This is a genomic window from Sphaerisporangium siamense (genome assembly GCF_014205275.1).
Classification (GTDB): Bacteria; Actinomycetota; Actinomycetes; order Streptosporangiales; family Streptosporangiaceae; genus Sphaerisporangium; species Sphaerisporangium siamense.
Window position 1 is genome coordinate 2,511,221 of sequence record NZ_JACHND010000001.1, and the last position, 23,021, is coordinate 2,534,241.

The 23,021-nt window shown below is 70.2% G+C and carries 18 protein-coding genes and 1 pseudogene; 7 read left to right on the top strand and 12 right to left on the bottom strand.

Annotated elements, in window-relative coordinates; all coding sequences use genetic code 11:
* Positions 1-58 precede the first annotated feature (58 nt).
* On the top strand, positions 59-1,273 hold the full coding sequence (ilvA, locus tag BJ982_RS11730; protein ID WP_184879422.1) for a threonine ammonia-lyase: 1,215 nt from the start codon (positions 59-61) through the stop codon (positions 1,271-1,273).
* A gap of 418 nt (positions 1,274-1,691) precedes the next feature.
* On the opposite strand, the gene BJ982_RS11735 is transcribed toward ilvA, so the two are convergent.
* From BJ982_RS11735 to BJ982_RS11755, 6 genes and pseudogenes are all read right to left on the bottom strand, one after another.
* Positions 1,692-3,236, bottom strand: coding sequence for a serine/threonine-protein kinase (locus BJ982_RS11735; RefSeq protein ID WP_239123097.1), 1,545 nt, complete (start codon positions 3,234-3,236; stop codon positions 1,692-1,694).
* Between the two features lie 51 nt (positions 3,237-3,287).
* A pseudogene (locus BJ982_RS40875) lies at positions 3,288-3,497 on the bottom strand (helix-turn-helix domain-containing protein); the annotation flags it as partial.
* Positions 3,498-3,505: 8 nt separating this feature from the next.
* Positions 3,506-3,748 (bottom strand): hypothetical protein, encoded by a 243-nt coding sequence (locus tag BJ982_RS11740; RefSeq protein WP_184879428.1) that lies wholly within the window; start codon positions 3,746-3,748, stop codon positions 3,506-3,508.
* A gap of 558 nt (positions 3,749-4,306) precedes the next feature.
* Entirely contained in the window at positions 4,307-4,801 is a 495-nt protein-coding gene (locus BJ982_RS40390; RefSeq protein WP_311772263.1) for a DUF397 domain-containing protein, read from the bottom strand.
* Between the two features lie 40 nt (positions 4,802-4,841).
* A complete protein-coding gene (locus tag BJ982_RS11750; RefSeq protein WP_311772264.1) occupies positions 4,842-5,063 on the bottom strand; it encodes a DUF397 domain-containing protein in 222 nt (73 codons plus the stop codon).
* Positions 5,047-5,931, bottom strand: a complete 885-nt coding sequence (locus BJ982_RS11755; RefSeq protein WP_311772265.1) for a helix-turn-helix domain-containing protein — start codon at positions 5,929-5,931, stop codon at positions 5,047-5,049. The genes BJ982_RS11750 and BJ982_RS11755 overlap by 17 nt, the downstream gene beginning before the upstream one ends.
* Before the next feature lie 249 nt (positions 5,932-6,180).
* Here BJ982_RS11755 and BJ982_RS38470 point away from each other — a divergent pair, with 249 nt between their 5' ends.
* The gene (locus BJ982_RS38470; protein ID WP_203959181.1) at positions 6,181-6,954 is read left to right on the top strand and encodes an ATP-binding protein; all 774 of its coding nucleotides are present in this window, start codon (positions 6,181-6,183) and stop codon (positions 6,952-6,954) included.
* Positions 6,955-7,171: 217 nt separating this feature from the next.
* On the opposite strand, the gene BJ982_RS11765 is transcribed toward BJ982_RS38470, so the two are convergent.
* The gene (locus BJ982_RS11765) at positions 7,172-7,540 is read right to left on the bottom strand and encodes a hypothetical protein (RefSeq protein ID WP_184879437.1); all 369 of its coding nucleotides are present in this window, start codon (positions 7,538-7,540) and stop codon (positions 7,172-7,174) included.
* A 159-nt stretch (positions 7,541-7,699) separates the two neighbouring features.
* Here BJ982_RS11765 and BJ982_RS11770 point away from each other — a divergent pair, with 159 nt between their 5' ends.
* Positions 7,700-9,160 (top strand): helix-turn-helix domain-containing protein, encoded by a 1,461-nt coding sequence (locus tag BJ982_RS11770; protein ID WP_184879440.1) that lies wholly within the window; start codon positions 7,700-7,702, stop codon positions 9,158-9,160.
* A gap of 43 nt (positions 9,161-9,203) precedes the next feature.
* Here the strand turns inward: BJ982_RS11770 and BJ982_RS11775 are convergent, their stop codons facing one another.
* From BJ982_RS11775 to hppD, 3 genes are read right to left on the bottom strand one after another with little or no spacing between them, the layout of a single operon-like run.
* The gene (locus tag BJ982_RS11775; protein WP_184879443.1) at positions 9,204-10,652 is read right to left on the bottom strand and encodes a M1 family metallopeptidase; all 1,449 of its coding nucleotides are present in this window, start codon (positions 10,650-10,652) and stop codon (positions 9,204-9,206) included.
* A 32-nt stretch (positions 10,653-10,684) separates the two neighbouring features.
* Entirely contained in the window at positions 10,685-11,218 is a 534-nt protein-coding gene (locus tag BJ982_RS11780; RefSeq protein ID WP_184879446.1) for an RDD family protein, read from the bottom strand.
* Positions 11,219-11,274: 56 nt separating this feature from the next.
* A complete protein-coding gene (hppD, locus tag BJ982_RS11785) occupies positions 11,275-12,348 on the bottom strand; it encodes a 4-hydroxyphenylpyruvate dioxygenase (protein ID WP_239123096.1) in 1,074 nt (357 codons plus the stop codon).
* A 130-nt stretch (positions 12,349-12,478) separates the two neighbouring features.
* Here hppD and BJ982_RS11790 point away from each other — a divergent pair, with 130 nt between their 5' ends.
* Positions 12,479-12,958 carry an Lrp/AsnC family transcriptional regulator gene (locus BJ982_RS11790; protein ID WP_184879453.1) on the top strand — a complete coding sequence of 160 codons (480 nt, stop codon included), beginning with the start codon at positions 12,479-12,481 and terminating at the stop codon, positions 12,956-12,958.
* Between the two features lie 289 nt (positions 12,959-13,247).
* Positions 13,248-15,320, top strand: a complete 2,073-nt coding sequence (locus BJ982_RS11795) for a transglycosylase domain-containing protein (protein ID WP_239123095.1) — start codon at positions 13,248-13,250, stop codon at positions 15,318-15,320.
* Positions 15,321-15,424: 104 nt separating this feature from the next.
* On the opposite strand, the gene BJ982_RS11800 is transcribed toward BJ982_RS11795, so the two are convergent.
* A complete protein-coding gene (locus tag BJ982_RS11800; RefSeq protein ID WP_184879458.1) occupies positions 15,425-17,407 on the bottom strand; it encodes a thioredoxin domain-containing protein in 1,983 nt (660 codons plus the stop codon).
* Between the two features lie 220 nt (positions 17,408-17,627).
* Between BJ982_RS11800 and BJ982_RS11805 the strand changes: the two genes are divergently transcribed.
* Entirely contained in the window at positions 17,628-19,187 is a 1,560-nt protein-coding gene (locus BJ982_RS11805) for a M28 family metallopeptidase (RefSeq protein ID WP_184879461.1), read from the top strand.
* Between the two features lie 94 nt (positions 19,188-19,281).
* Positions 19,282-20,835, top strand: a complete 1,554-nt coding sequence (locus BJ982_RS11810) for a M28 family metallopeptidase (protein ID WP_184879464.1) — start codon at positions 19,282-19,284, stop codon at positions 20,833-20,835.
* 52 nt (positions 20,836-20,887) lie between these two features.
* On the opposite strand, the gene BJ982_RS11815 is transcribed toward BJ982_RS11810, so the two are convergent.
* On the bottom strand, positions 20,888-22,615 hold the full coding sequence (locus BJ982_RS11815) for a choice-of-anchor P domain-containing protein (RefSeq protein WP_184879467.1): 1,728 nt from the start codon (positions 22,613-22,615) through the stop codon (positions 20,888-20,890).
* Positions 22,616-23,021: the final 406 nt, after the last annotated feature.

Genomic DNA, 23,021 nt, shown 5'->3' on the forward strand with positions numbered 1-23,021 from the left:
GATTCCCAGTGGTGGGCCGGTAGCGTGAGCGGATCGGGATGAGTGGGAGACTGCGGGCATGGCACGCCCTGAGGTGACCTACGACGACGTGGTCGCCGCCCGTGAACTGCTGGACGGTGTGATCGTCCCGACGCCGCTGCTGCATTCCCGGGTCCTTTCGGAGATGGTCGGCGGGCCGGTGTACCTGAAGTGCGAGAACCTGCAACGGGCGGGCTCGTTCAAGGTGCGCGGGGCCTATGTCCGCATCGCCCGGCTGTCGAAGGAGGAGCGGGGGCGGGGCGTGGTGGCCGCGAGCGCGGGCAACCACGCCCAGGGCGTCGCGCTGGCGTCGGGGTTGCTCGGCTGCAAGGCGACGGTGTTCATGCCGCACGGCGCGCCGCTGCCCAAGGTCGAGGCCACGCGCTCCTACGGCGCGGACGTGATCTTCGCGGGCACCGTCGTGGACGAGGCGCTGACCGCCGCCCGCAAGCACGCCGAGGAGACCGGGGCCGTCTTCATCCACCCCTTCGACCACCCCGACGTCGTCGCGGGTCAGGGCACGGTCGGGCTGGAGATCGTCGAACAGCTCCCCGAGGTCGGGACGATCACGGCGGCCGTGGGCGGCGGCGGGCTCGCGGCGGGGGTCGCGCTCGCGGTCAAGTCGATGCGCCCCGGTGTCAAGATCGTCGGGGTGCAGGCCGAGCGGGCCGCCGCCTACCCGGCCTCGCTCGCCGCCGGGCACCCCGTCGTGGTGGACCCCGTGTCCACGATGGCGGACGGCATCGCGGTCGGCCGTCCCGGCGACATCACCTTCGAGATGATCCACTACCTGGTCGACAGCGTGGTCACGGTCTCGGAGGAGACGCTGTCCCGGGCGCTGCTGCTCTGCCTGGAGCGCACGAAGCTCGTGGTCGAGCCCGCGGGAGTGGCCGGGGTGGCGGCGCTGCTGGAGCTGCCCCGGGCCTTCGAGCCTCCCGTGGTGGCCATCCTCTCCGGCGGCAACATCGACCCGCTCCTGCTGTCCCGGGTGCTGCGCCACGGCCTGTCCGTCGCCGGCCGCTACCTGGCCTTCAGGATCCGCCTCCCCGACCACCCCGGCGCCCTGGCCACCCTGCTCGCCCGCCTCGCCGACCTCGGCGCCAACGTCCTGGACGTCGGCCACGAACGCGTCAACCCCCGCCTCCACCTCGACGAGGCCGAGGTCCTCCTCCACCTGGAAACCCGAGGCCCCATCCACTGCGACGAAGTCCTCACCGGCCTCCGCCGCTTCGGCTACAAACTCATCTTCACCTAACAAAGCCGCTCCGGAGTCGATATCTCGCTCGGATAGGCACAAGGAGAGCCCGAGGATCGGGGCGGGTCCGCCCGGAAATGGTCCCTCGCTCCGCTCGGGGCTGTTTTTCCAGGGCCTCCGGCCCAATGGGCCTCGCCTTCGGCTCGGACTGTGTTTTCCAGGGGCCTGGCGGCCCTTCACAGCCTCGCGTCCTACGGACAAGACACTGCGGACGAGCAGGCGGGGACACGGAGTGGAAGCCGGAAGTGGTTTCACTGACCATCGAAGAACTCGTGGCCGGGGGTGAGTTTCCCCACCCGTGCCGCTCCGTCGTGGTCGCCCACCGTGAGCCCACCCACCAACGCCGGCGCCCGCTACCCGGGCCGGACGGATCCGGGTTCTCGGGTCGAACCGTTGTGTGTGGTTGGGGTGAAGGGGGTCAGCGGGTGCGGCGGAACATGTTCGTGAGGGCGGTCCAGGGCGGTCGCTGGCGGGTGGGGGGCTGGTTCGGTGGGGGGGTGGGGCGGCGGATCAGGTTGGTGGGGTTGTCGTCCTCGGGGAGAGGGAGGCTGCCGGGGGGTGGGCCGGGCATCGGGGACTCGGTGAGGCTGAGGAGGACCTCGCGGATGGTGGGGCGGTCCTCCGGCGTCTTGGCCAGGCAGGCGCGGGCGATGGCGAGCAGCGGTTCGGGCAGCACAGCGAGGTTCTGCGGCTCCTGAGTGATCACTCTGTGGACGATGGCCGCGAGGGGGCCGTCTCCGAACGGCGGGGAGCCGGTCGCGGCGAAGAGCAGGACCCCGGCCCAGGCGAAGACGTCGGCGGCCGTGCCGACCCGGGCGCCGTTCAGCGTCTCCGGGGCCATGAACACCGGAGTGCCGATGATGCCGTCCGTGGCGGTCGGGGCCAGCCCGTGGTGCGTGGCGACGCCGAAGTCGATCACCCGGAGCCCGTCGGGGCCCAGCAGGATGTTGCTGGGTTTGAAGTCCCGGTGGACGACCCCCGCGGCGTGGATGGAGGTCAGCGCCGCCGCGGTGGCGATGGCGAGACGGTGCAGGGCGTCCGGGCCGAACGGGCCCTGCTCGCCGACCGTTCGCTGGAGCGAAGGCCCGGGCACGTACTCGCTCACGATGTAGGGCACGTCGGCGTGCACGTCGGCGTCCAGGACCTTGGCGATGGAATGCGGGGGGACCCGCCGGGCGGCGTCCATCTCGCGGACGAACCGCTCCCGTGACCGTGATTCGCCCTGCATCCTGCCGTGCAGCATCTTGACCGCCGCGATCCGGCCCTCCGGGTCCTCGGCCAGGTAGACCACGCCCTGTCCGCCTTCTCCGAGCAGCCCCGTGAGCCGGTAGCGGCCCAGGACCGTCGGATCATGCGGGCGCAGCGGCTTGACCGGTTCGGCGCCGGTCGGCGCCGTGGGCGCCGGGGGCGGGTGCGGCACTTCGGGCGGCGTGACCGGGGGCGTTCCGGCGACACGGGGTTCCCCGCTCGCGTGGTTGATCGTCGCCTTGTATCCCTCGTCGTCACCTTCGCCGCGGAGGGTCTCCAGGGAAGGCCGCGCGGACGGCGTCGCCCTTGAGGGCCGGCGGAGTGTCATCGAGACCGGCCCTCGCTCGGGCTCGAACGAGTAGGAGCCCAAGCGCAGCAACTGTGAGCGTTCCAGCATCTGGGTCGTCTGGGTTCCCGCGACGCGCCGCCAGGCGCGCACCCAGGGCGAGGGGTCCACGCCGAAGACGGTCACCAGCGCCTCGACCCGGTCGAGCGGCGGCAGGCGGTCGCTGCGCAACAGGTCGTGCAGCGAGGTGGGCGGAAGGTCGCACAACTTCAGCTCTTTGGCCCGCCGGCTCACCTCGCGCAGCGACAGGCCGCCGCCCCATGCCCGCAGCAGGTTCAGTTTGACGATCAGGTCCGCGGGTGTGCGGACGTCGGCCGGATCGGGCGGGTCGTCCTCGGGGACTCTGGCGCCGCCGACCCTGAAGGTCATCGTCTTCGCCTGGTCCCACTGTTCTCTCCAGGGATCGAACTCCGTGACACCGCATGCCGTCAGGTAAGCCTCCACCGTCGACCAGGACGGCAGCTTCTTACCCCGTGCGGCATCCGACAGGGTGCTGCTGGAACACGGCACCCGGGTGGACATCTGGCGGTATGTGGGGTTACCCGCGTGCACACGTGCTCGGCGCAACCTCAGCGCGAACCCCTGAACCGGATCCGAAAGCCGGTTCAGGGGCATCTCGGAGCGGGCCATGACCGTTCTCAGGCCAGGTGAGAACCGGGGACGCGCCGGAGAAGCCGGCGGGCGATCTCGACGCCGCCCAGTCCGGCGACCAGGACGGCCTCCACCGCCCTGACGTGGTCCAGGCCGCTCGCGGTGAGGACGACGACGAGGACCATGACGACGATCACGACGATGGCCGGCCAGCGGGGCTCGTCGCGGAGACGGCCGGCGCATTCGAGCCGGCTCGCGTGGTTCTTCACGGGGGAACGCCTGCGCGTCATGACAGCGCCTTTCTGAAAGGAATTCATGGTCCGGGCGAATGAGCTTGGCGATTGGGCGCCGTGGCGATTGCCGTCGCCGTGTGTACGGCACCTGTCCACATCATTTATCAGCGCGGTAGGGGCGTCGAGGTCGCCCGAACGCTTTCGTATGCCGCCGGTCGGACGCGGGCACGGCCGATCTCCCGGACGGCCGGACGTCACCGCAGGTCGGCCCCGTGGAAACCTCCCGGACGGCGGGGGGCGAAGACCGGAATTGACCACGGCGATGTCCGGGTCCGTTCGCGCTTCTGGCCCTGGGCGTAGATCTCGGGGATAACAGGAGAGGGGCGCCTTTTGGGATGAGGAGCCCCGGCCCTCGGCGCCGTCTGATGGTCCGGGCGAGGTCGCAGGGACACGGGGCTTCCCGTTGCCGCGGGAAGCCCCGGACTGACTCGCGTATTTCCTCCTATTCGTTTGGATATGTCACATCCAGGGCTTATCTGGTGAGATGTCGGCTTGCTACCTCGCCGGCGCACAAGAAGAACCCCAGGCGGACGGCCCGGGGTTCTGTGTCATCGGCTACATCCTGAGCGTGTTCAAGAACGCCGTCCAGGCATCAGGCGACACCTGAAGGTGGGGGCCGCCGGGGTTCTTGCTGTCACGAACGGCCACGCCCTCGGAGTGTGTCGCGACCTCGACGCAGTTCCCGCCGTTCGAGTTGCTGTACGAGGATTCACGCCACGAAATTGGAGTTGATTCTTCCAATCGACTGCCATCCTTGCGATGAAAGCTGTGGTTTCTCTCTCCGCCCGGTAATGGTCCCTCGCTCCGCTCGGGGCTGTTTTTCCAGGGCCTCCGGCCCGATGGGCCTCGCCTTCGGCTCGGACTGTGTTTCCCAGGGGCCTGGCGGCCCTTCACGACCTCGCGTCCTTCGGAGAGAACACGCGGCAGACCGGGCGAAGGCCGGGATGCCAAGAGCGACTCGCGGAACTCGCATTGATCGTCGATAACCAGTGGCCGGGGTGAGTTTTCCCACCCGTGCCGCTCCGTCGTGGTCGCCCACCGTGAGCCCACCCATCAACGCTCGGCCCGCCGCCCAGGTGGCGCGCACCCGTCACCTGAACCCGTTGGCCTTCAAGCTCCCGATGAAGTGCTCCCACGCATCGCCGGACGAACGCATGAGCGCTCCGCCCGGGTTCTTGGAGTCGCGAATCGCTCGGTACCCATCTGGGAGTACCGCCACCTCAACGCAGTTGTCGTTGGCTCCGCTTCGCGTGGCTTTGCGCCAAATAAGAGGCATGTTCTTAGTCAAGCTCGTTCTACCTCCCATATCCATCCATGTGAGTGGACAAGCAGGTGACTGACTCTTCCGGCGACAACGCCGATGCCTGCACCCGACTGAAGATGAGCGCGTACTGCTGGTGCTTCTCGGGTGTCTCCAGCCAGAGGTTCTCGGTGGCGGTCTCCATGTACACGAGGCTTGGGTCGTCTGCGGGTGACGAGAAGTCCATGATCGCAAAGCCGCCGGTCATGGCGGCGTGCGCCCCAGATGAATTGGGAAGAACCTGGATCGTCACATTTGCGCTGGCCGCCATCCTGATGAGGTGATGAAGTTGCTCTCGCATCACCGTTGGGCCACCGACGACCTTGATGAGCGCTGCTTCGTCAATCACGGTCAGTAGTTGAGGAGGCGACTCGCGGGTCAGAACTTGCTGTCTTGCGAGCCTCGCCTGTACGTGGCGCTCGATCACATGGTCCGTGTGCTCGTCAAGTACTTGCCCTGCTCGCCAGATGGCGGCAGCGTACGCTGCAGTCTGTAGCAGGCCCGGAATGAGTAGCGCCTCGTACGTTCTGATGACAGAGGCGCCTGCCTCGAAGTCCGGCAGCGAACTGCGGAACACATCCTCGTAGTTCGCCCACCAACCGCGCTGGCGTGACTCCCTGGCGAGAGTGATCAGTACCTCCCTTTGACGTCCATCAGTGACACCGTAGAGGTCCAGCAAAAGGCGGATGTCATGCACATTGGGGAGCTTCCATTGGTTGCGTTCCATTCGGGCGACCTTGGAAGGGTCCCATTCAAGACGCTTCGCGGCTTCGGTTGCGGTGAGGTCTGCGGATTGCCGTAGTTGACGGAGGACGTGGGACAGCCGTCGCCGTTTGACGGTCGGACTTGTCATGATTTCGATCCTCTGAGCTTGGGCCATGGTGCTAGTTCTGGGCAATATGGACTTAACTGCCTAAATGAATTTCGCTATTGCGAATCCATTGTCTCGCGAGCACTATGGTGACACCGCTCGCTCACTCTGAGTGTCCAAGCGGTCACGGCGATACGAAATCGTGAGGAAGCGACGACCCCTCAAGAAGCCTAAGGAGGCTGGCCGGAGATGAGCGGCGATCGCATGAGCAGGCGGGCCTACAGGACCGGGCTGGAGGGGCGACATCGGCGAGGGAGGATGGCCGAGCACGTTGCTCCGCGAAAATGGGACGCTGCCGAGCGGGCCTCCGCTCGGCAGCTCGACCAGATGGAGCCCGCGTGGTGCGTCATGTACGGCGTGGGCAGTAGACGGTTCTACGCCATCGCCACGTGGCACGTGCTGCGACCGCTCATCGTTCAGGCGCGTGCCGTCGAGGAATTGCGCACGCTGATGCGGGAGGCCGAGCGGGCCGCGTCTTCGCCGCCTGTGGTGCCGTCCCTCGTACCTTCTCAGACCTCTGTCACGGCGTGGCGTACCCCGCCATCCCTTCCAGGAGCACCTATGCCCGCTACGTCGGACGGCTTGCGTACCGTCTGCTGGGATCTTCCCGACGATCTTTCAGTGATCGGCGAGGCTCGCCGGCTGGTCGGGCACACCCTGGCGGCCTGGCGACTCGGGCACCTCACGGACGACGTGATCCTCGTCGTCGACGAGTTCCTGGCGAATGCCGTGACCCACGGCGAGCCGCCGATCAGGCTCTCCCTCTGGGGCACTCCGGCGGAGCTGTGCGTCCGTGTCACCGATCACGGTGCTGATCTGCCCCGTCACCTTGATCTCGGTATCGATGCCGTGCACGGTCGTGGGCTGATCATCGTGGCCGCCCTGGCCGATGAGCATGGTGTCACCCCGCTGGCGGAAGGTCCCGGCAAGAGCGTCTGGGCCCGATGGCGGCAGACCACACGAAGCGGGGGCGATCCCCACGCGGCCTCCGTCACCCGTACGGCCGAGGCACCGTCCGCTGACAATGTGTGACGTGCTGTTCTTCTCACTCGCAGGGCGGAAGAAGGGGGCCTGAGCCGCACAGCGGTCAGGCCCCCTGGGTGGTGCGCTCGCGCGATCGCCGTGGAGCGGCGTTCCGCGATCAGGTCGGTGCCGACGGTGGGCTCGCCAGGCCGGATTCGTCGCTCATCTCGTCACCATAGGCACGACTCGATCCGGCACAGCGTCCGCGACACCCCAGGACACGGCCTTAGCCGCCGTTGCTCAGGCAGAACCAGCCGTTCTGGACCCAGCCGTCGGCGTTCACGTAGCCGTAGGCGTGGCCACGGACCCATTCCGGGCCGGTGAGGTCGTGGCCGGAGTCGTAGATGGTGAACGACTGGGCGGGGCCCGACTGCGGGCCGTACAGGGTTCCGATCACCCGGCCCCCTGGGGCGTCCCGGACGGTGAGGGTCTCGGCGCACACGGTCCATCGCTTGCCCTGGTCGTCGCCGTTGGCGTACAGGAGGGGGCCGCCCGCGTGGGCCGCGACGGCGGTGCCCGCCAGTACGGCGGTGGTGACGGCGATGCCGAGGCCGGCACGCGCGACGGTCTTGCGGACAGCCATTCGCACGGACATGAAGAGAACCTTTCTCGTGGACTTCGCCCGGGGTGGGCGGTTCGGACGGAAGAATCTTGTTGCCCGATGCGTCTGGTGGGCCAGCGGTGGCGTGACAATGCCCAAGAATGCGAATCGCAGGCTTCTCACCAGCGATGATGCGAGGGGAGATGCCAAGCGATGCGTGACCGGCGGGGCGAGGTGGAGCGGCGGCCGGCGATGGCGGAGCTCGCCGCGATCATCGCCGATCTGCTCGACCAGGTCGGAGGGGAGCCCTCGGAGCAGGCGGCCAGGCTCGGCGTCGATGTGGCCACGGTGTACCGGTGGCGCAAGGGGGCGAGGCGTCCGCAGCGGCACCCGTTCGAGACGCTGCTCCGGGTGGCGGAGGTCCCACCCCGGCAGAGGGAGCTGTACCTCAGGAAATGGGAGCTCGCCGGGCAGAGTGCCCGTGCTTCCGCTTCCGCGGAGCGCTCCTCGGGTGAGGACGGCCCGGCGACGGCGATGCCGGTCGAGGCGGTGTCCGCGGGACGGTCGGTCGTGTCGGCCTCTGGGGAACGTCCTCAGCCGGTCACGGTGACGTTGCCGGTCTCTCCGGGCGCTCCGGAGAAACCCCGGCCCGAGCCATCTCCGACATCCGCTTCCGAGTCGACGCCGGAGCCCGAGGCCGAGACGGGGCCGGTGCCCGCCTCTGGAGCGACGCCGGCGGCTGTGACCGAGGTGCGCTCGGTGCTCGTGGCGGAGTCGTCCGCCGTGCCTCGGGTCGCCAGGCGTTTCAGGAGGGTTCTTCCGGTCGCCGTCGCCGTTGTCGCGGTGTTGTCGGCCGGGGTCGTGTGGCTGGTGGTTCCGGACGCGACGGACAGGGCCGGTCTGCGGGATCAGGTGCGGGAGCGATTAGGCGAGAGTACGGACATCCAGCTCACCTCGCGCTACGAGGACCCCGGGTTCGAGCTGCTCCTGCCCTCGGGCGCGCGGTTCACCGCCGGGCAGGAGGGCGTCCTGCGGCGCTGGACGCAGGAGGATCTCGGCCGGGACCGGATCGGCCTCGGGCCGCTGATCGACGAGCTGCGCGCGGGCGGCGCGGCGAACCCGTTGGCGCTCCACCTGGTGCTGACCCTCAAGAGCCGGCGCGACCAGGTCATCCACGTGGACGACGTGCGGCCGGTGGACGTCCGGCGCGCGGCCCCGTACGCGGGCACGTTCCTGTTCGTCCCGCCGCAGGGGCCCGGGGAGACGGTCAAGATGATGTTCGACTTCGACGACGTGGACCCGCGGGCCCGCCTGGCGCGGCCGGTCGACGCCGACACCGCGTACGAGCCCGGCGGGCCGTTCTTCGCGGAGAAGACGTTGACGATCGACCGCGGCGCCGAGGAGGTGCTGTGGATCAAGTCGGTCACCACGCGGGACGCGGTGACCTTCCGGATCCGGATCGACTACCGCGTCGGTGACGGCCCGGTGGAGCACCTCGTCGTGGACGACCGCGGACACCCCTTCGCGCTTTCTCCGGTGAGCTGCCTGGACCGCACGCGCGGCGACGCGATGGGCCACGCCAGGTACGACCGGGTATGGGCGATGAAGCGGTTCCGGAGCATCGAGCCGGTGAAGGACCCGCGGCGGTTCGAGGTGGGGCCCCCGTACTGCTGACCGGCACGGGAACCCCGGTTCCACCGACCGACCGCCCGCCGCCTCAGCGCAGCGTCGGGCGTTCGGCTTTGTAGAGCCAGGCGTTGAAGAGGTCGCCGAGGGGCTTGCCGGAGGTGGATTCGGCGAGCTTGATGAAGTCGGCGGTGGTGACGCTGCCGTACTTGTGCTGGGACGTCCAGGTGCGGATCAGGTCGAAGAAGGTCTTGTCGCCGATGCGGTCGCGCAGGACCTGGAGGGTCATGGCGCCGCGGATGTAGACCGAGGTGTTGAAGAGGTCGTGCCGCTGGGCGACGCCGGGCGGGTAGCGCCACATCGGGGAGTTCTTGGCGGCGTAGTAGTCCTCGAAGGTCTTGGCGGCGGTGGGGCCGCCGTTCTGCTCGGTCCACAGCCACTCGGCGTAGGTGGCGAAGCCCTCGTTGAGCCAGAGGTCCTTCCAGCGGGTGATGCTGAGGCTGTCGCCGAACCACTGGTGGGCCAGCTCGTGGGCGATGATGCTCTGGTCGGGGTCGAAGCCGCCGTACATGGGCTTGGTCTGGTTCTCCAGGGCGTAGCCGGAGGAGAAGTCGTCGATCACGCCGCCGGTGGACGAGAAGGGGTACGGCCCGAAGACCGTGGACCAGTGGTCGGTGACCTTGGCGGAGGTGGTGTAGAGGAAGTCGAGCTGCCTGCGGAACTCCGGGTCGGTGGCGGCGTACACCGGGATGCCCGCGGCGGTCTTGCCGGTCTTGACGTCGAACCTGCCGAGGGTGATCGTCGCGAGGTAGGTGGCCATGGGGTGGGACTCGCGCCACGAGAAGGTGGTGGTCGGCCCGCCCTTGACCGGGACGCCGCGGAGCTCGCCGTTGGCGATGACCGTGAGCCCCGTGGGGACGGTGACGTCGAAGTCGAACGTCGCCTTGTCGGCCGGGTGGTCGTTGCACGGGAACCAGGTCTTGGCGCCGTTCGGCTCGCTGGTGACGAACGCGCCGTCCTTGGTGGGGATGAACCCGTAAGTTCCGAGGTTGGAGGAGTTGCGCACGGGGTCGGGTCTGCCGCCGTAGTCCACCGCGACCTGGAACGACGCCCCCTTCTTGATCGTCGTGACGGGCTTGACGGCCAGCTCGTCGCCCTCGCGGGCGAACGTGGCCTGCCTGCCGTCGACGGTCACGCGGCGCACGGTGAAGCCGTGCAGGTCGAGGTTGAACCGCGTGAGCTCCTGGACGGCCTTGGCCGTGACGTTCGCCACGCCGGAGAGGTTCTTGGTGGGCGGGTCGTAGGCCAGTTTGAGTCCGTAGTGCGCGACGTCGTAGCCGCCGTTGCCGTCCTTGGGGAAGTCGGGGTCGCCGATGCCCGCCGCGCCGATCGTGTCGCCGGCCCCGGCGGCCTGCGTGCCGCTCGCGGCAGGGGCCGCCGAGGGCATCGTGGCGCCGTCGGAGGGCGCGCAGGCGCTCGCTCCGATCATGGCGGCGGACAGCACGGCCGTGGTGAGCCTCGTGGGCCGCTTGAGCTGCATGTCCCGCAGCCTACGCGAGAAAGCGCAGGTCATCAGGCATCTACGACGATGGTCGAGGCTGCTTTGTCATGTAAAGCATGCTTCTTTCCATCGAAGAGAATCCACAAAAGGTCCAGCAGACCGAGGCAACACACCGCGCTGAAGATGCCGTACACCGCCTCGCGGACGGCGGCCTGTCCGGGGGTGACCGGTTCCTGGGTCGGGTCCTGGACGACGCGCAGGCGCATGAGTCTCTTGCCGAGGGTCTGCCCGTGCCAGAACGCGGTCAGCAGCCAGAAGTAGAGGAACCAGATCAGCGCGATCAGCAGCCCGTTGCGGGTGTGCACGGCGGCCAGGGCGCCGCGCGGGGTCCGCTCGATCGCGGTGGCGGAGAACGGCGAGGTCAGCACGCCCACGATGAGCAGATCCAGCACGCCGGCCACCAGGCGCCGCCACCGGCCGCCGAGCGGCGCCGCCCTGCGGCCGTAGGGCGGGTCGTCCCTGCCGTAACCGTAGGGCGGGGCGTGGCCGCCGTACGGTGGATCATCCGGTCCTCCGTACGGCGGCCCGGCCCCGGCTGCTTCCATGAGGCGGTGATCACCAGTGGGCGCTCACCGCAAAGCCGGGGCCGCGCAAAGTTCGATCACAGGTTGCCGCGGCGGTCCTGCTCGCGCTCGATGGCCTCGAACAGCGCCTTGAAGTTGCCCTTGCCGAAGCCCAGGGAGCCGTGCCGCTCGATGAGCTCGAAGAACACGGTCGGACGGTCCTGCACGGGCTTGGTGAAGATCTGCAGCAGGTAGCCGTCCTCGTCGCGGTCCACCAGGATGCGGTGCTTCTGCAGCTCTTCCACGGGGGCGCGGACCTCGCCGATGCGGGCGCGCAGCTCGGGGTCCTCGTAGTAGGAGTCGGGCGTGTTGAGGAACTCGACGCCCGCGGCGCGCATTCGCTCGACCGTGCCGATGATGTCGTTGGTGGCGAGCGCGATGTGCTGGACGCCCGGGCCATAGTAGAAGTCCAGGTACTCGTCGATCTGGGACTTCTTCCGGCTGATCGCCGGCTCGTTGAGCGGGAACTTGACCTTGCGGGTGCCGTTGGCGACGACCTTGGACATCAGCGCCGAGTACTCGGTCGCGATGTCGTCGCCGACGAACTCCGCCATGTTGGTGAAGCCCATGACCCGCCTGTAGAACTCCACCCACTCGTCCATCTTGCCGAGCTCGACGTTGCCCACGCAGTGGTCGATGGCCTGGAAGAACCGCTTCTCCGGCGGCGCCACGATCGGCTCGGCCGCGACGTAGCCGGGCAGGTAGGGGCCGCTGTAGTTGGACCGGTCGACCAGGGTGTGCCGGGTCTCGCCGTAGGTCGCGATGGCCGCCACCACGACCTTGCCGTGGTCGTCCTCGATCGTGTGCGGCTCGGCGAGGCCGCGCGCCCCGGCCGCCACCGCGTGCGCGTAGGCGGCCTCGACGTCGGGGACGTCCAGGGCGAGGTCGATGACGCCGTCGCTGTGCCGGGCCACGTGGTCGGCGAGATCGGTGCCCGGCCGCAGGGAACCCTTCAGGACGAAGCGGGCGCTGCCCGAGGTGAGCACGTATGCCGCCTCGTCGCGGCTTCCCGTCTCCGGCCCCTTGTAGGCCACCAGACGCATGCCGAACGCCGTGGAGTAGTAGTGGGCGGCCTGCTTGGCGTTGCCCACCGCGAAGACGACCGAATCCATGCCATGTACGGGAAAGACATCGCTCATGAGGCCAACTGTCAGATGTGATGGCCTTTATGTGCAAGTGTTACTAATTTTGGTAGACAAGTTGCCTAGTCATGCACGGGTGGAATCGGTAATCCTGTACAGCATGACAATCGACCCTTTGGACGTGCGCCTGATCTCCCTGTTCGCCGTGGAACCGCGCGTCGGCATCCTGGAGGCGTCGCGCAGGCTCGGCGTCGCCCGGGGCACCGTCCAGGCCCGGCTCGACCGCATGGTCGAGAACGGCGTGATCAAGGGGTTCGGGCCGGACGTGGACCCGGCCGCGCTCGGCTACCACGTGACCGCCTTCGTCACCCTGCAGATCCGGCAGATCGCCGGGCACGACCCCGTGACCGGCCCGCTCGCCGGGATCCCCGAGGTGCTGGAGGTCCACACGATCACCGGCGGCGACGACCTGCTGTGCCGGGTGGTCGCGCGCAGCAACGCCGACCTGCAGCGCGTCATCGACCTGATCGTGGACGTCGACGGGGTGATGCGCACCTCCTCGGTGATCGCGCTCGACACGCCGGTGCCGTACCGCGTGCTGCCCCTGGTCGCCGACACGCCCCGGCACCACGTGCCGTAGCCGCTTTCCTGGCCGAAACCTGACATCGGGCAGGCGCGCGGCGTACCCGCCACGGGTAACCGCGCGCGTCCCCGTGACCGGAGGGCCGGGAATCGGCGAACCTGTTCATGCGCGGATCGGCCGGTCACTCGACGCGCGCGAAACCCGCCTCTATGGTTTATCGTGGACGATCCGCCCAGGTGACGGGGGTTCCCGGGCGGTAGATCGGGGGTACGCCGTGCGGGACGCAGAGAAGAAGCGCCGGCCGAGGCGCCGTCTTCTCCACCGATTCCTCGTCGCCGGTGGCATCGTGATCCTCGGGATCGCCGGGATCCTCGCGCTCGCGTGGTTCCTGACGCCGATCCCGGACACGACCCAGAAGCTCGCGACCGCCCAGGGCTCCGTCTACTACTACCGGGACGGCAAGACCGTCCTCACACGGCAGGGCGTCAACCGCAAGATCGTCCCGCTCGACAAGGTGCCGACCGTGGTGCGCGACGCGGTCATCGCCATAGAGAACCGGACTTTTTACCAGGACCGCGGGGTGTCCCTCCAGGGCACGGCCCGCGCGATGTGGTCCACCTTCACCGGCAACCAGGTGCAGGGCGGCTCGACCATCACCCAGCAGCTCGTGCGCAACTACTACAGCGGCCTGAGCCAGGAGCGCTCGGCCGTGCGCAAGCTCAAAGAGATCATGATCTCGCTGAAGGTGGACCAGTCGAAGTCCAAGTCCTGGGTGCTGGAGCAGTACCTCAACACGATCTACTTCGGCCGGGGCGCCTACGGCGTCCAGGCCGCCGCCCAGGCGTACTTCGGCAAGGACGTCGACAAGCTCACCGCCTCCCAGGGCGCCTACCTCGCGGCGGTGATCCAGCAGCCGTCCCGGTTCGCCTACCCCAAGGGCGCCGACCTGGAGGCCGCGCAGGCCCGGTGGCGCACGGTGGTCGACGCCATGGTGACGACCAAGGCGATCACGCCCGAGCAGGCCGCCGGCATGACGTTCCCGGCGTTCGCCAAGCAGAAGCGCCCGTCCTCGGCCACCGGTCAGAAGGCGTACATCCTCGCCCAGGTCGAGGCGGAGCTGAACCGGCGCGGCTACTCCGACGAGGACGTCCAGCAGGGCGGGCTCAAGATCACGACCACCTTCGACAAGAAGCTCATGGCCGCCGCCCGGCGCGCCGTCACAGAAACCCTGCCCGAGGACACCTCCGGCAAGGTGCGCACCGGCCTGGCCGCCGTGGACCCGTCCACCGGCGAGGTCGTCGCCTTCTACGGCGGCAAGGACCCCGACAACCAGTACGACAACGCCTTCTCGGCGAAGGTGCAGGCCGGGTCCACCTTCAAGCCGTACACCCTCGCCGCCGCGCTGGACGACGGCCTCGGGCTCGACACCCGGGTGGAGGGCAACTCGCCGATCCGCGTCGCCTCCGCCAAGGACCCGATCCCCAACTCCGGCGGCGCCTCCTACGGCGCGGCCATCGACCTTGTCGAGGCCACCCGCAACTCGGTGAACACCGCCTTCGTGGACCTGGCCCAGAAGGTCGGGCTGAGCAAGGTCGCCGAGGCGGCCGAGGCCGCGGGCATCCCCGCCGCGCAACTCGCCAGGCAGAAGGACTTCCCGACCTTCCCGCTCGGCACCTCCTCGGTCAGCGCCGTCCAGCAGGCGTCCGGGTTCGCCACGTTCGCGGCCGGCGGCCTGCACCGCGAGGCGCACGTCGTCCGCGCGATCGTGGACGCCAAGGGGCAGACACGCAAGTTCACCGCCAAGCCCGAGCGTGCCTACGCCGAGCAGACGGCGGCCGACGCGACGTACGCCATGCGGCAGGTGGTCGAGGGCGGCACGGGCACCGCCGCCCGGCTGTACGACCGTCCCGCCGCCGGGAAGACCGGGACGAGCGATTCGTCGAGCTCCGTCTGGTTCGTCGGCTACACCCCGCAGCTTTCCGCGGCGGTCAACATGTTCCGTGACGACAACAAGACCGTCAGCGTCCCGGGGTACGGCGCGCTGTTCGGCGGCTCGCTGCCGACGCAGGTGTGGCGGGCGTTCATGTCCGAGGCCATGTCCGGGAAGCCGGTCAAGGAGTTCCCCGCCTCGTCCTACGAGGAGGGGGACGACTGGTACGGCGGCTGGCGCGACAACGGCTGGAGCGGGGCCGACGAGCCCCAGGACGACCGCTGGGGCGGCGACCGCGAGCCGCGGGACCGCGACCCGCAGGGCACCCCGCCGGCCACCGGCCCGGACCGTCGCCCGGAGGACCAGGGCCCGACCTCCCCGCCGCAGGACCAGAACCCGCCGCCCCAGACGCCCGGCCCCGACGACCCGGACGGCCAGATCGCGCCCCCGGGCGACGACCCGCTCCAGACCCCGATCCCGCCCGGCTGAGCACGGCCGCGCCGGGCAGCGCAGCCGCGTCCGCCGTAGCGTGGTCGGCTGTGACTGAGCGCGGCCGGGGATCGGACGGCCCGCGCGGCCGGATCCGCGTCCGGCTAGGACGGCCTCGGCAGGCCGCGCAGTTCGTGGAGCTCGCGGGTGAGGTCGCCGGGTGAGGTGACCGGCAGGCGGCAGGTGAAGTCGCGGCAGACGTAGGCCGCGGGCTCCCCGCCCACCAGGCCGCGCCCGCGCATCAGCGGCACGTCGCCGTCGCCCAGGGCGATCACCGTGCCGGGGACGCCCGCCATGAGCGCCGCCCGGTGCAGCGCGGCCGTCCTCCGGTCGCCCACCGGCCCGCTGATGGCGACCTCGGGCGGTCCGGTCAGCGCGGCCTCGGCCACGGCCAGGCCCCACCCGGCGAACCGGGCGTGCCGCTCGGCCAGCGCCGAGATCGCGCCGAGCGCGGCCAGGGCCGCCTCCCGGTGGCGGGCGGAGCCGGTGAGCGCGCCGTAGGACAGCAGGGCCCCGGCGGCGGCGGACCGGCCGGACGGGGTCGCGTTGTCGGTCGGGTCGGCGGGGCGCTGGAACAGCCGCTCGCCGTCGTCGGGGGTGTCGAAGAAGCCGCCCTCGCCGTCGGGGAAGTGGTCCAGGACGGTGTCCAGCAGCGCGCCCGCCCGCTCGAACCACCGCGACTCGCCCGTGATCCCGTAGAGCGCGAGGAACCCCTCCGCGACGTCCGCGTAGTCCTCCAGCACGCCCGCGTTGGCGCCCGCGCGGCCGTCCCGCGAGGTGCGGGTCAGGCGGGAGCCGTCGATGTGCACGCGGTCGATCAGCTCGGCGGCCCCGCGGGCGGCGTCCACGAGGTCCGGGCGGCCGAACAGCGCGCCGGCCTCGGCGAGCGCGGCGACGGCCAGCCCGTTCCAGGCCGCCACCACCTTGTCGTCCCGCCCCGGCCGCACCCGGGCGGCGCGCGCCGCCAGCAGCTCGGCGCGCACCTCGTCGAGAAGGGCCTGGTCGTCGGGGTCGGACAGCAGGCGCAGCACCGAGCTGCCGTGCTCGAAGGTGCCCTCAGGGGTCACGCCGAACACCGACGCGGCCCACGCGCCGCGCTCCTCGCCGAGGACCTCGCGGAGCTGCCCGGGCGTCCAGACGTAGAACCTGCCCTCCACGCCCTCGCTGTCGGCGTCCAGCGCGGAGGCGAAGCCCCCCTCGGGGGTGCGCATCTCGCGCAACAACCAGTCCGCGGTCTCCAGCGCCACGCGCCGCGCCAGGGGCGAGCCGTCCGCGCGCCACCAGTGGGCGTACACCCGCAGCAGCAGCGCGTTGTCGTACAGCATCTTCTCGAAGTGCGGGACGATCCAGGCGGCGTCGACGCTGTAGCGGGCGAAACCGCCGCCGAGCTGGTCGTAGATGCCGCCCCTGGCCATGGCCTCCAGGGTCTCGGCCGCCATGCGCACGGCCTCGGGGGTGCCGTGGCGCAGCAGGAACTCCAGCACCATGGACGGCGGGAACTTGGGCGCCCCGCCGAAACCGCCTCTGGCCTGGTCGAAGTTCCGCGCGAGGTCGCGGACGGCCGCCCGGGTGACCTCGCGGCCGGGCGCGGGCCCGGACGGCACGGCGCCACCTCCGGACAGGGCCTCGACGACCTTCGACCCCTGGGCGAGCACGGCGTCGCGCTCGTGCGTCCACGCCTCGGACACGCCCGCGAGCAGCCGCTGGAAGTGCGGCCGGGGGAAGTAGGTGCCCGCGAAGAACGGCTCTCCGCCGGGGGTGGCGAACACCGTCATCGGCCAGCCGCCCTGGCCGGTCATGGCCGTGGTGGCGCTCATGTAGACCGCGTCCACGTCGGGACGCTCCTCGCGGTCCACCTTCACGTTGACGAAGAGCTCGTTCATCATGCGGGCCGTCTCGGCGTCCTCGAACGACTCGTGCGCCATGACATGGCACCAATGGCAGGCCGAGTACCCGATCGACACCAGCAGCGGCACGTCCCGGCGGCGGGCCTCGGCGAAAGCCTCTTCGCCCCAAGGAAACCAGTTGACCGGATTGTCCGCGTGTTGCAGCAGGTACGGGCTCGTCGCGTCCTTCAACCGGTTCATGGGACCTCCCCCGCCCGCGCGCGTCTCGCGCCTCGTTCCCACCCTAGCCGCAGCTCGCGGCGGTGATCCCCGGCGCTTTCCCGAGAAGTGCGGATATTCGCGGTACCGGAGTGAATGGCCGGACGAGGCCGTCATGCTTCCCCGATCGGCGATCAGGGTTTACTTTCCAGGGAGTAATTGCTCGGGGGACCTCATATCGCCGGTTTCTAGGAGAAGCTGTATGCGAAACACCCTCCGCAGAGGGCTAGGCGTCGCGACCGCGGCCGTCGGCCTCATGCTCCCGTTAGCCGTGGCCGGACCGGCCGCCGCTGACCCCGACCTCGCGGGCCTCGCCCGCACGGTCACCGCGCCGGGAGTGGAGAAGCACCTGCGGAAACTGCAGCAGATAGCCACCGCCAACAACGGGACCCGCGCCGCGGGCACGCCCGGCCACGCCGCCTCCCGCGACTACGTCGCCGGAGTGCTCAAGAAGGCCGGATACAAGGTGACCGTCCAGGCGTTCCCCTTCGACTTCTTCATGGAGCTGTCCACCGCCGCGCTCCAGCGGGTCTCCCCGGACCCGCGCACGTTCACGCCGACCCCGCCCGACAACGGCTCGCTCGGCGAGTTCGCGACCATGACCTACTCCAGCTCCGGCGACGTCACCGCGCCTCTGCAGAAGGTCGACCTGCTCCTGCCGCCCGGGCCCACGCCCAGCTCCTCCACCTCCGGCTGCGAGGCCGCCGACTTCGCCGGATTCACCCCCGGCAACATCGCCCTGCTCCAGCGCGGCAGCTGCGACTACCGGGTCAAGGCCCTGAACGCCCAGGCGGCGGGCGCGCGCGGCGTGATCATCTTCAACGAGGGGCAGCCCGGCCGCACCGAGACCAACCGCGGCACGCTGCTCGGCGTGGGCGTGACCATCCCCGTCGTCGGCGCGAGCTTCGCCACCGGCGAGGAGCTGGCCCGCCCCGCCTCGTCCGTCGTGCGCCTCAGGACCGAGACCGTCAGCGAGGCCCGCACCACGCACAACGTGATCGCCGACTCCCGCTGGGGCGACCCGAACAAGGTGGTCCAGCTCGGCGCGCACCTGGACAGCATGCTCGCCGGGCCCGGCATCAACGACAACGGGTCGGGCAGCGCGGCGATCCTCGAGGTGGCCGAGAAACTGGCCAAGGTGCCGTTCCGGAACAAGCTGCGGTTCTCCTTCTGGAGCGCCGAGGAGCTCGGCCTGCTCGGCTCGGAGTACTACGTGGCCAACCTCTCCGCCGCGGACAAGGCCAAGACCAAGCTGTACCTGAACTTCGACATGGTCGGCTCGCCGAACTACGCGCTCAAGATCTACGACGGTGACGACTCCGACGCCACCGGCGCTCCGGCGGGCCCGCCCGGATCCGACGAGATCGAGAAGCTCTTCGCGAAGTACTTCGACACCCTGCGCCAGGGCCACGTCGGCACCGACTTCGACGGCCGCTCCGACTACGGGCCGTTCATCGACGCCGGAATCCCGGCGGGCGGTCTGTTCACCGGCGCCGAGGGCGTCAAGACGCCCGCGGAGCAGGCGCTGTTCGGCGGGACGGCGGGCGTCGCCTACGACTCCTGCTACCACCAGGCGTGCGACGACATCAACAACATCAACGGCAAGGCGCTCGCGCTGAACACCGGGGCCATCGCCACCGCGGCCCTGATCTACGGCTTCGGCCGCGACCTGCCGGGTCCGGACACCCGGCCCGCGACGGTGACGGCGCGCACCGCCGCGCCGGCCGCCCACGACGACCACACAGGGGCGTCGAGCAGGTGATCCAGGTGGCCGGGCGCACGCGGGGGGCGGGCGCCCGGCCATCTCACGCACGGATCACCGGCACCTCCCATCGCCGGTTCCCAGGAGAAGCCGCATGAGAATCACCCCCCGAAGAGGGATCGGCGTCGCGGCGGCGACCGCGGCCCTCGTCATCCCCCTGGCGACGGCCGCCCCGGCCGCCGCGGACCCCGGCCTCGCCGCCCTCGCCCGCACGGTCACCGTGCGGGGAGTGGAGAACCACCTGCGTCACCTGCAGCGGATCGCCGACGCCGGCCACGGCACCCGCGCCGCGGGCACCCCCGGCTACACCGCGTCCCGCGACTACGTCGCCGGCGTGCTGCGGAAGGCCGGGTACACCGTGACGCTCCAGGAGTTCCCGCGCTTCTTCACCACGGAGCTGTCCACCGCCGTGCTCCAGCGGGTCTCCCCGGACCCGCGCACGTTCACCCCGACCCCGCCCCGCGGCGGCTCGCTCGGCGAGTTCGCGACGATGGCGTACTCCGGCTCGGGCGACGTCACCGCGCCGCTGCGGGCGGTCGACCTGGTGCTCCCGCCGGGGCCGGCGCCCAACACCTCGACGTCCGGCTGCGAGGCGGCCGACTTCGCCGGGTTCACCGCCGGCGACCTCGCCCTCGTCCAGCGCGGCACCTGCAACTACCGGGTCAAGGCGCTGAACGCCCAGGCGGCGGGCGCGCGCGGCGTGATCATCTTCAACGAGGGACAGCCCGGGCGCACCGGGACCGAGCGGTCCAGCCTGCTGGGCGTGGGCGTCGACATCCCGGTCGTGACCGCGAGCTTCGCCGCGGGCGAGGAACTGGCCCGCGCCGCCGCGCCGACGGTCCGGCTCCGCACCGATGTCGTCAGGGATTACGGCTCGTACAACGTGATCGCCGAGTCCCGCTTCGGCGACCCGGACAAGGTCGTCCAGTTCGGCGCCCACCTGGACGGCGTCGACGCCGGGCCCGGCGTCAACGACAACGGGTCGGGCAGCGCGGCGGTCCTGGAGGTCGCCGCCAGGCTCGGGAGGATCCCGACCAGGAACAGGCTGCGGTTCTCCTTCTGGGGCGCCGAGGAGTACGGCCTGGTCGGCTCCCAGCACTACGTGGCGAACCTGTCCGCCGAGGAGAAGGCCAGGATCAGGCTGTACCTGAACTTCGACATGGTGGGGTCGCCGAACTACGCGCTCAAGATCTACGACGGTGACGACTCCGACGCCACCGGCGGGCCGGCGGGCCCACCCGGATCCGACGAGATCGAGAAGCTCTTCGAGAAGTACTTCGACACCCTGGGCCAGGGCCACGTCGGCACCGACCTCGACGCCCGCTCCGACCACGACTCCTTCGCCCAGGCCGGCATCCCGGTCGGAGGCCTGTTCACCGGGGCCGAGGAACTCAAGACCCCTGCCGAGCAGGCGCTGTTCGGCGGCACGGCGGGCGTCCCGTACGACTCCTGCTATCACGAGGCGTGCGACGACATCGACAACGTCAACGGCGAGGCGCTCGCGCTGAACACCGGGGCCATCGCCACCGCGGCCCTGGTCTACGGCTTCGCCCGCGACCTGCCCGGACCGGACACCCGGCCCGTGACGGTGGCGCGCACCCTCGCGCCGGCCGCCCACGACGACCACGCAGGGGCGCCGGCCAGGTGAGACCAGGTGGCCGGGCGCACGCGGGGGGCGGGCGCCCGGCCACCTCAGCGGATCAGATGATCGGGCAGGTCTGCCCGGGAACGGTGAGCGACGCCCGCGCGTGGCTCACGATGACCTCCACGCCCGCGAGCGTGCGGACGTGGATCGCGTTGACCGTCACGCCCCGGCCGCCGGGCCCGGGCACCTGCTCGTTCACGACCACCTTGGCCACCTGCGGGATGTCGACCGTCAGGTTGACCTCCGGGTCCACGACCTGCCTGCCGTTGATCCTGAGGTTGGTCAGCCGCACCCCGCCCGCCGCGGTGACCTTGCCCGTGTCGTCGTCGGCGGCCTTCGCCGTGGCGACGATCTCATCGGCGGTGATCACGCCGCGCAGCAGGTCGAGGCGGGCCGTCGTGGCCGAGGCCGTGGCCGTGCGCAGCCCCGCGGCGTCCACCACCCCCGAGGCCCGGGTCGTGAGCACCGCCAGAGAGCCCAGGCCGGGGACCGGCGCGCCGGCGAGCGTGTTCCGGTCCTCGCCGGGCTTGGTGGCGCAGGAGAGGTCGGACGGCGCCAGCGGCGGGATGCCGACCGGCGGCGTGGACGCCTTCACGCCGTACGCGTGGGCGTCGAAGACCAGCACCGGCGGGACGAAGCGCACGCGCGCGCACGCGGGGAGCAAGACGCCCGCGTGGGCGGCCAGATCGTCCGCGCACGTCTCGTACGTGCCCGCGCGGGCCGCGGTGACCTCGACCTTCGCCGTGCAGGACGCCGTGCCCTTGGGCAGCGTGCCCGTCACCTTGACCTGCCCCGCCGACGGGGTCACGGTCGCGTCCGCGCACGTGGTGGCCGGGGTCGCGCCCGTCGGCGCGAGGCCCGCAGGGAGCCGCTCGGTGAACGACCAGCCCTTCTTCACCGCGAGCTCACTGGTGTTGGTGATCGTGAAGGTGAGCGTGACGGGCTTGCCGACCTCGGCGGAGGCGGGGGAGTAGTCCACGTCGAGCTGCGGGGTGACGTCCAGGACGCGGACGTTGTCGTAGGCGTGGTCGTTGCCGTACCCGCTGCCCTGGAAGTTGACCAGCCGGAGCCCGACCGTGGACCCGCCGAACAACACCGGGCCGTCGCTGGTGTAGGTGCCGACCGCTATGCCGTCGATGACCGTGGACGCGTCCACGCACGGCTCGATCGGCGTCGTGAAGGTGGGCACCGCCTTCCCGCCGTCGAGCAGGTAGAACCCCAGCTTGGCGTGGTTGGCGTAGCAGTTCACCTCCGCCACGTCGACCGAGAAGGTCAGGAAGCGGTCCGGCGCGCCGATCGGGACGGGCTTGGCCGCCTGGATCTGCGTCTTGCCCGCGCCCGGGTCGGCGTGGGTGTAGGCGGTCACGGCGTGGTTGGTCTGCGGGTCGCCGCCCGCCCACTTGCCGAGCGTGCCGGCGAGCTGCTTGACCGAGCCCCACCAGCCGCCGCAGCCGGTGGCGGGCGGCACGGCGTCCGGGGCCTGCCGCGACACGATCCAGCCGTTGCAGTTCGCCAGGAAGGCCGGGTCGGCGGTGTAGGTCTGCGTGACGGGCGCGGTGCCCGTGTAGCCGGTGACGAGGGTCGGCGTGCCGCCCTGCCCGTTCTCGAAGCTCTCGGCGAAGACGACCCTCGGTGCCTTGGGCGCGGCGAGCGCCCCCGCCTGTGCCGGGGAGTGCGCCTGAAGGACGACGATCGTTGTGGCCGACAGGACGAGCGCGGCGAACCCGGCGGGCGCGCCACGCCGTGTGCCCGGCGCGCGACCGCGTACGCGTGAATGTCTCACGTGCGTAATCCCTTCTGTTGACCGGACGACGTCACCGAATGTAAATGCTCGGGAACGGAGAGCGGATCTCGGTCAGGGCATGGAATTCGCATCGATTTGGAAAACAGCAGGCGCGGCCGATGGCGGTAATGTGCCCCGTATTACCGGCCGAAATCGGGAAACCCGGGCCGGGTTTTCCGTCCGGGTGCGAGTGCGGTGATCTAGCTGCTCAGCCGCATGATCGTGACGTTGTGCGGCGTCTGTGGTCGCTGGTGTCGCCTAAGGGAAATCTGCGGAAGCATCCTACTTCGGCGTGATTTTTCAGCCGTAGCGATATGGGGGCATATTTCGGGATGCACACGCGCTCATCGGACCGGTATCCCTGGGCAATACGGTCCCGGCGGCGAAAAGTGAAAGGCCTCGCGGC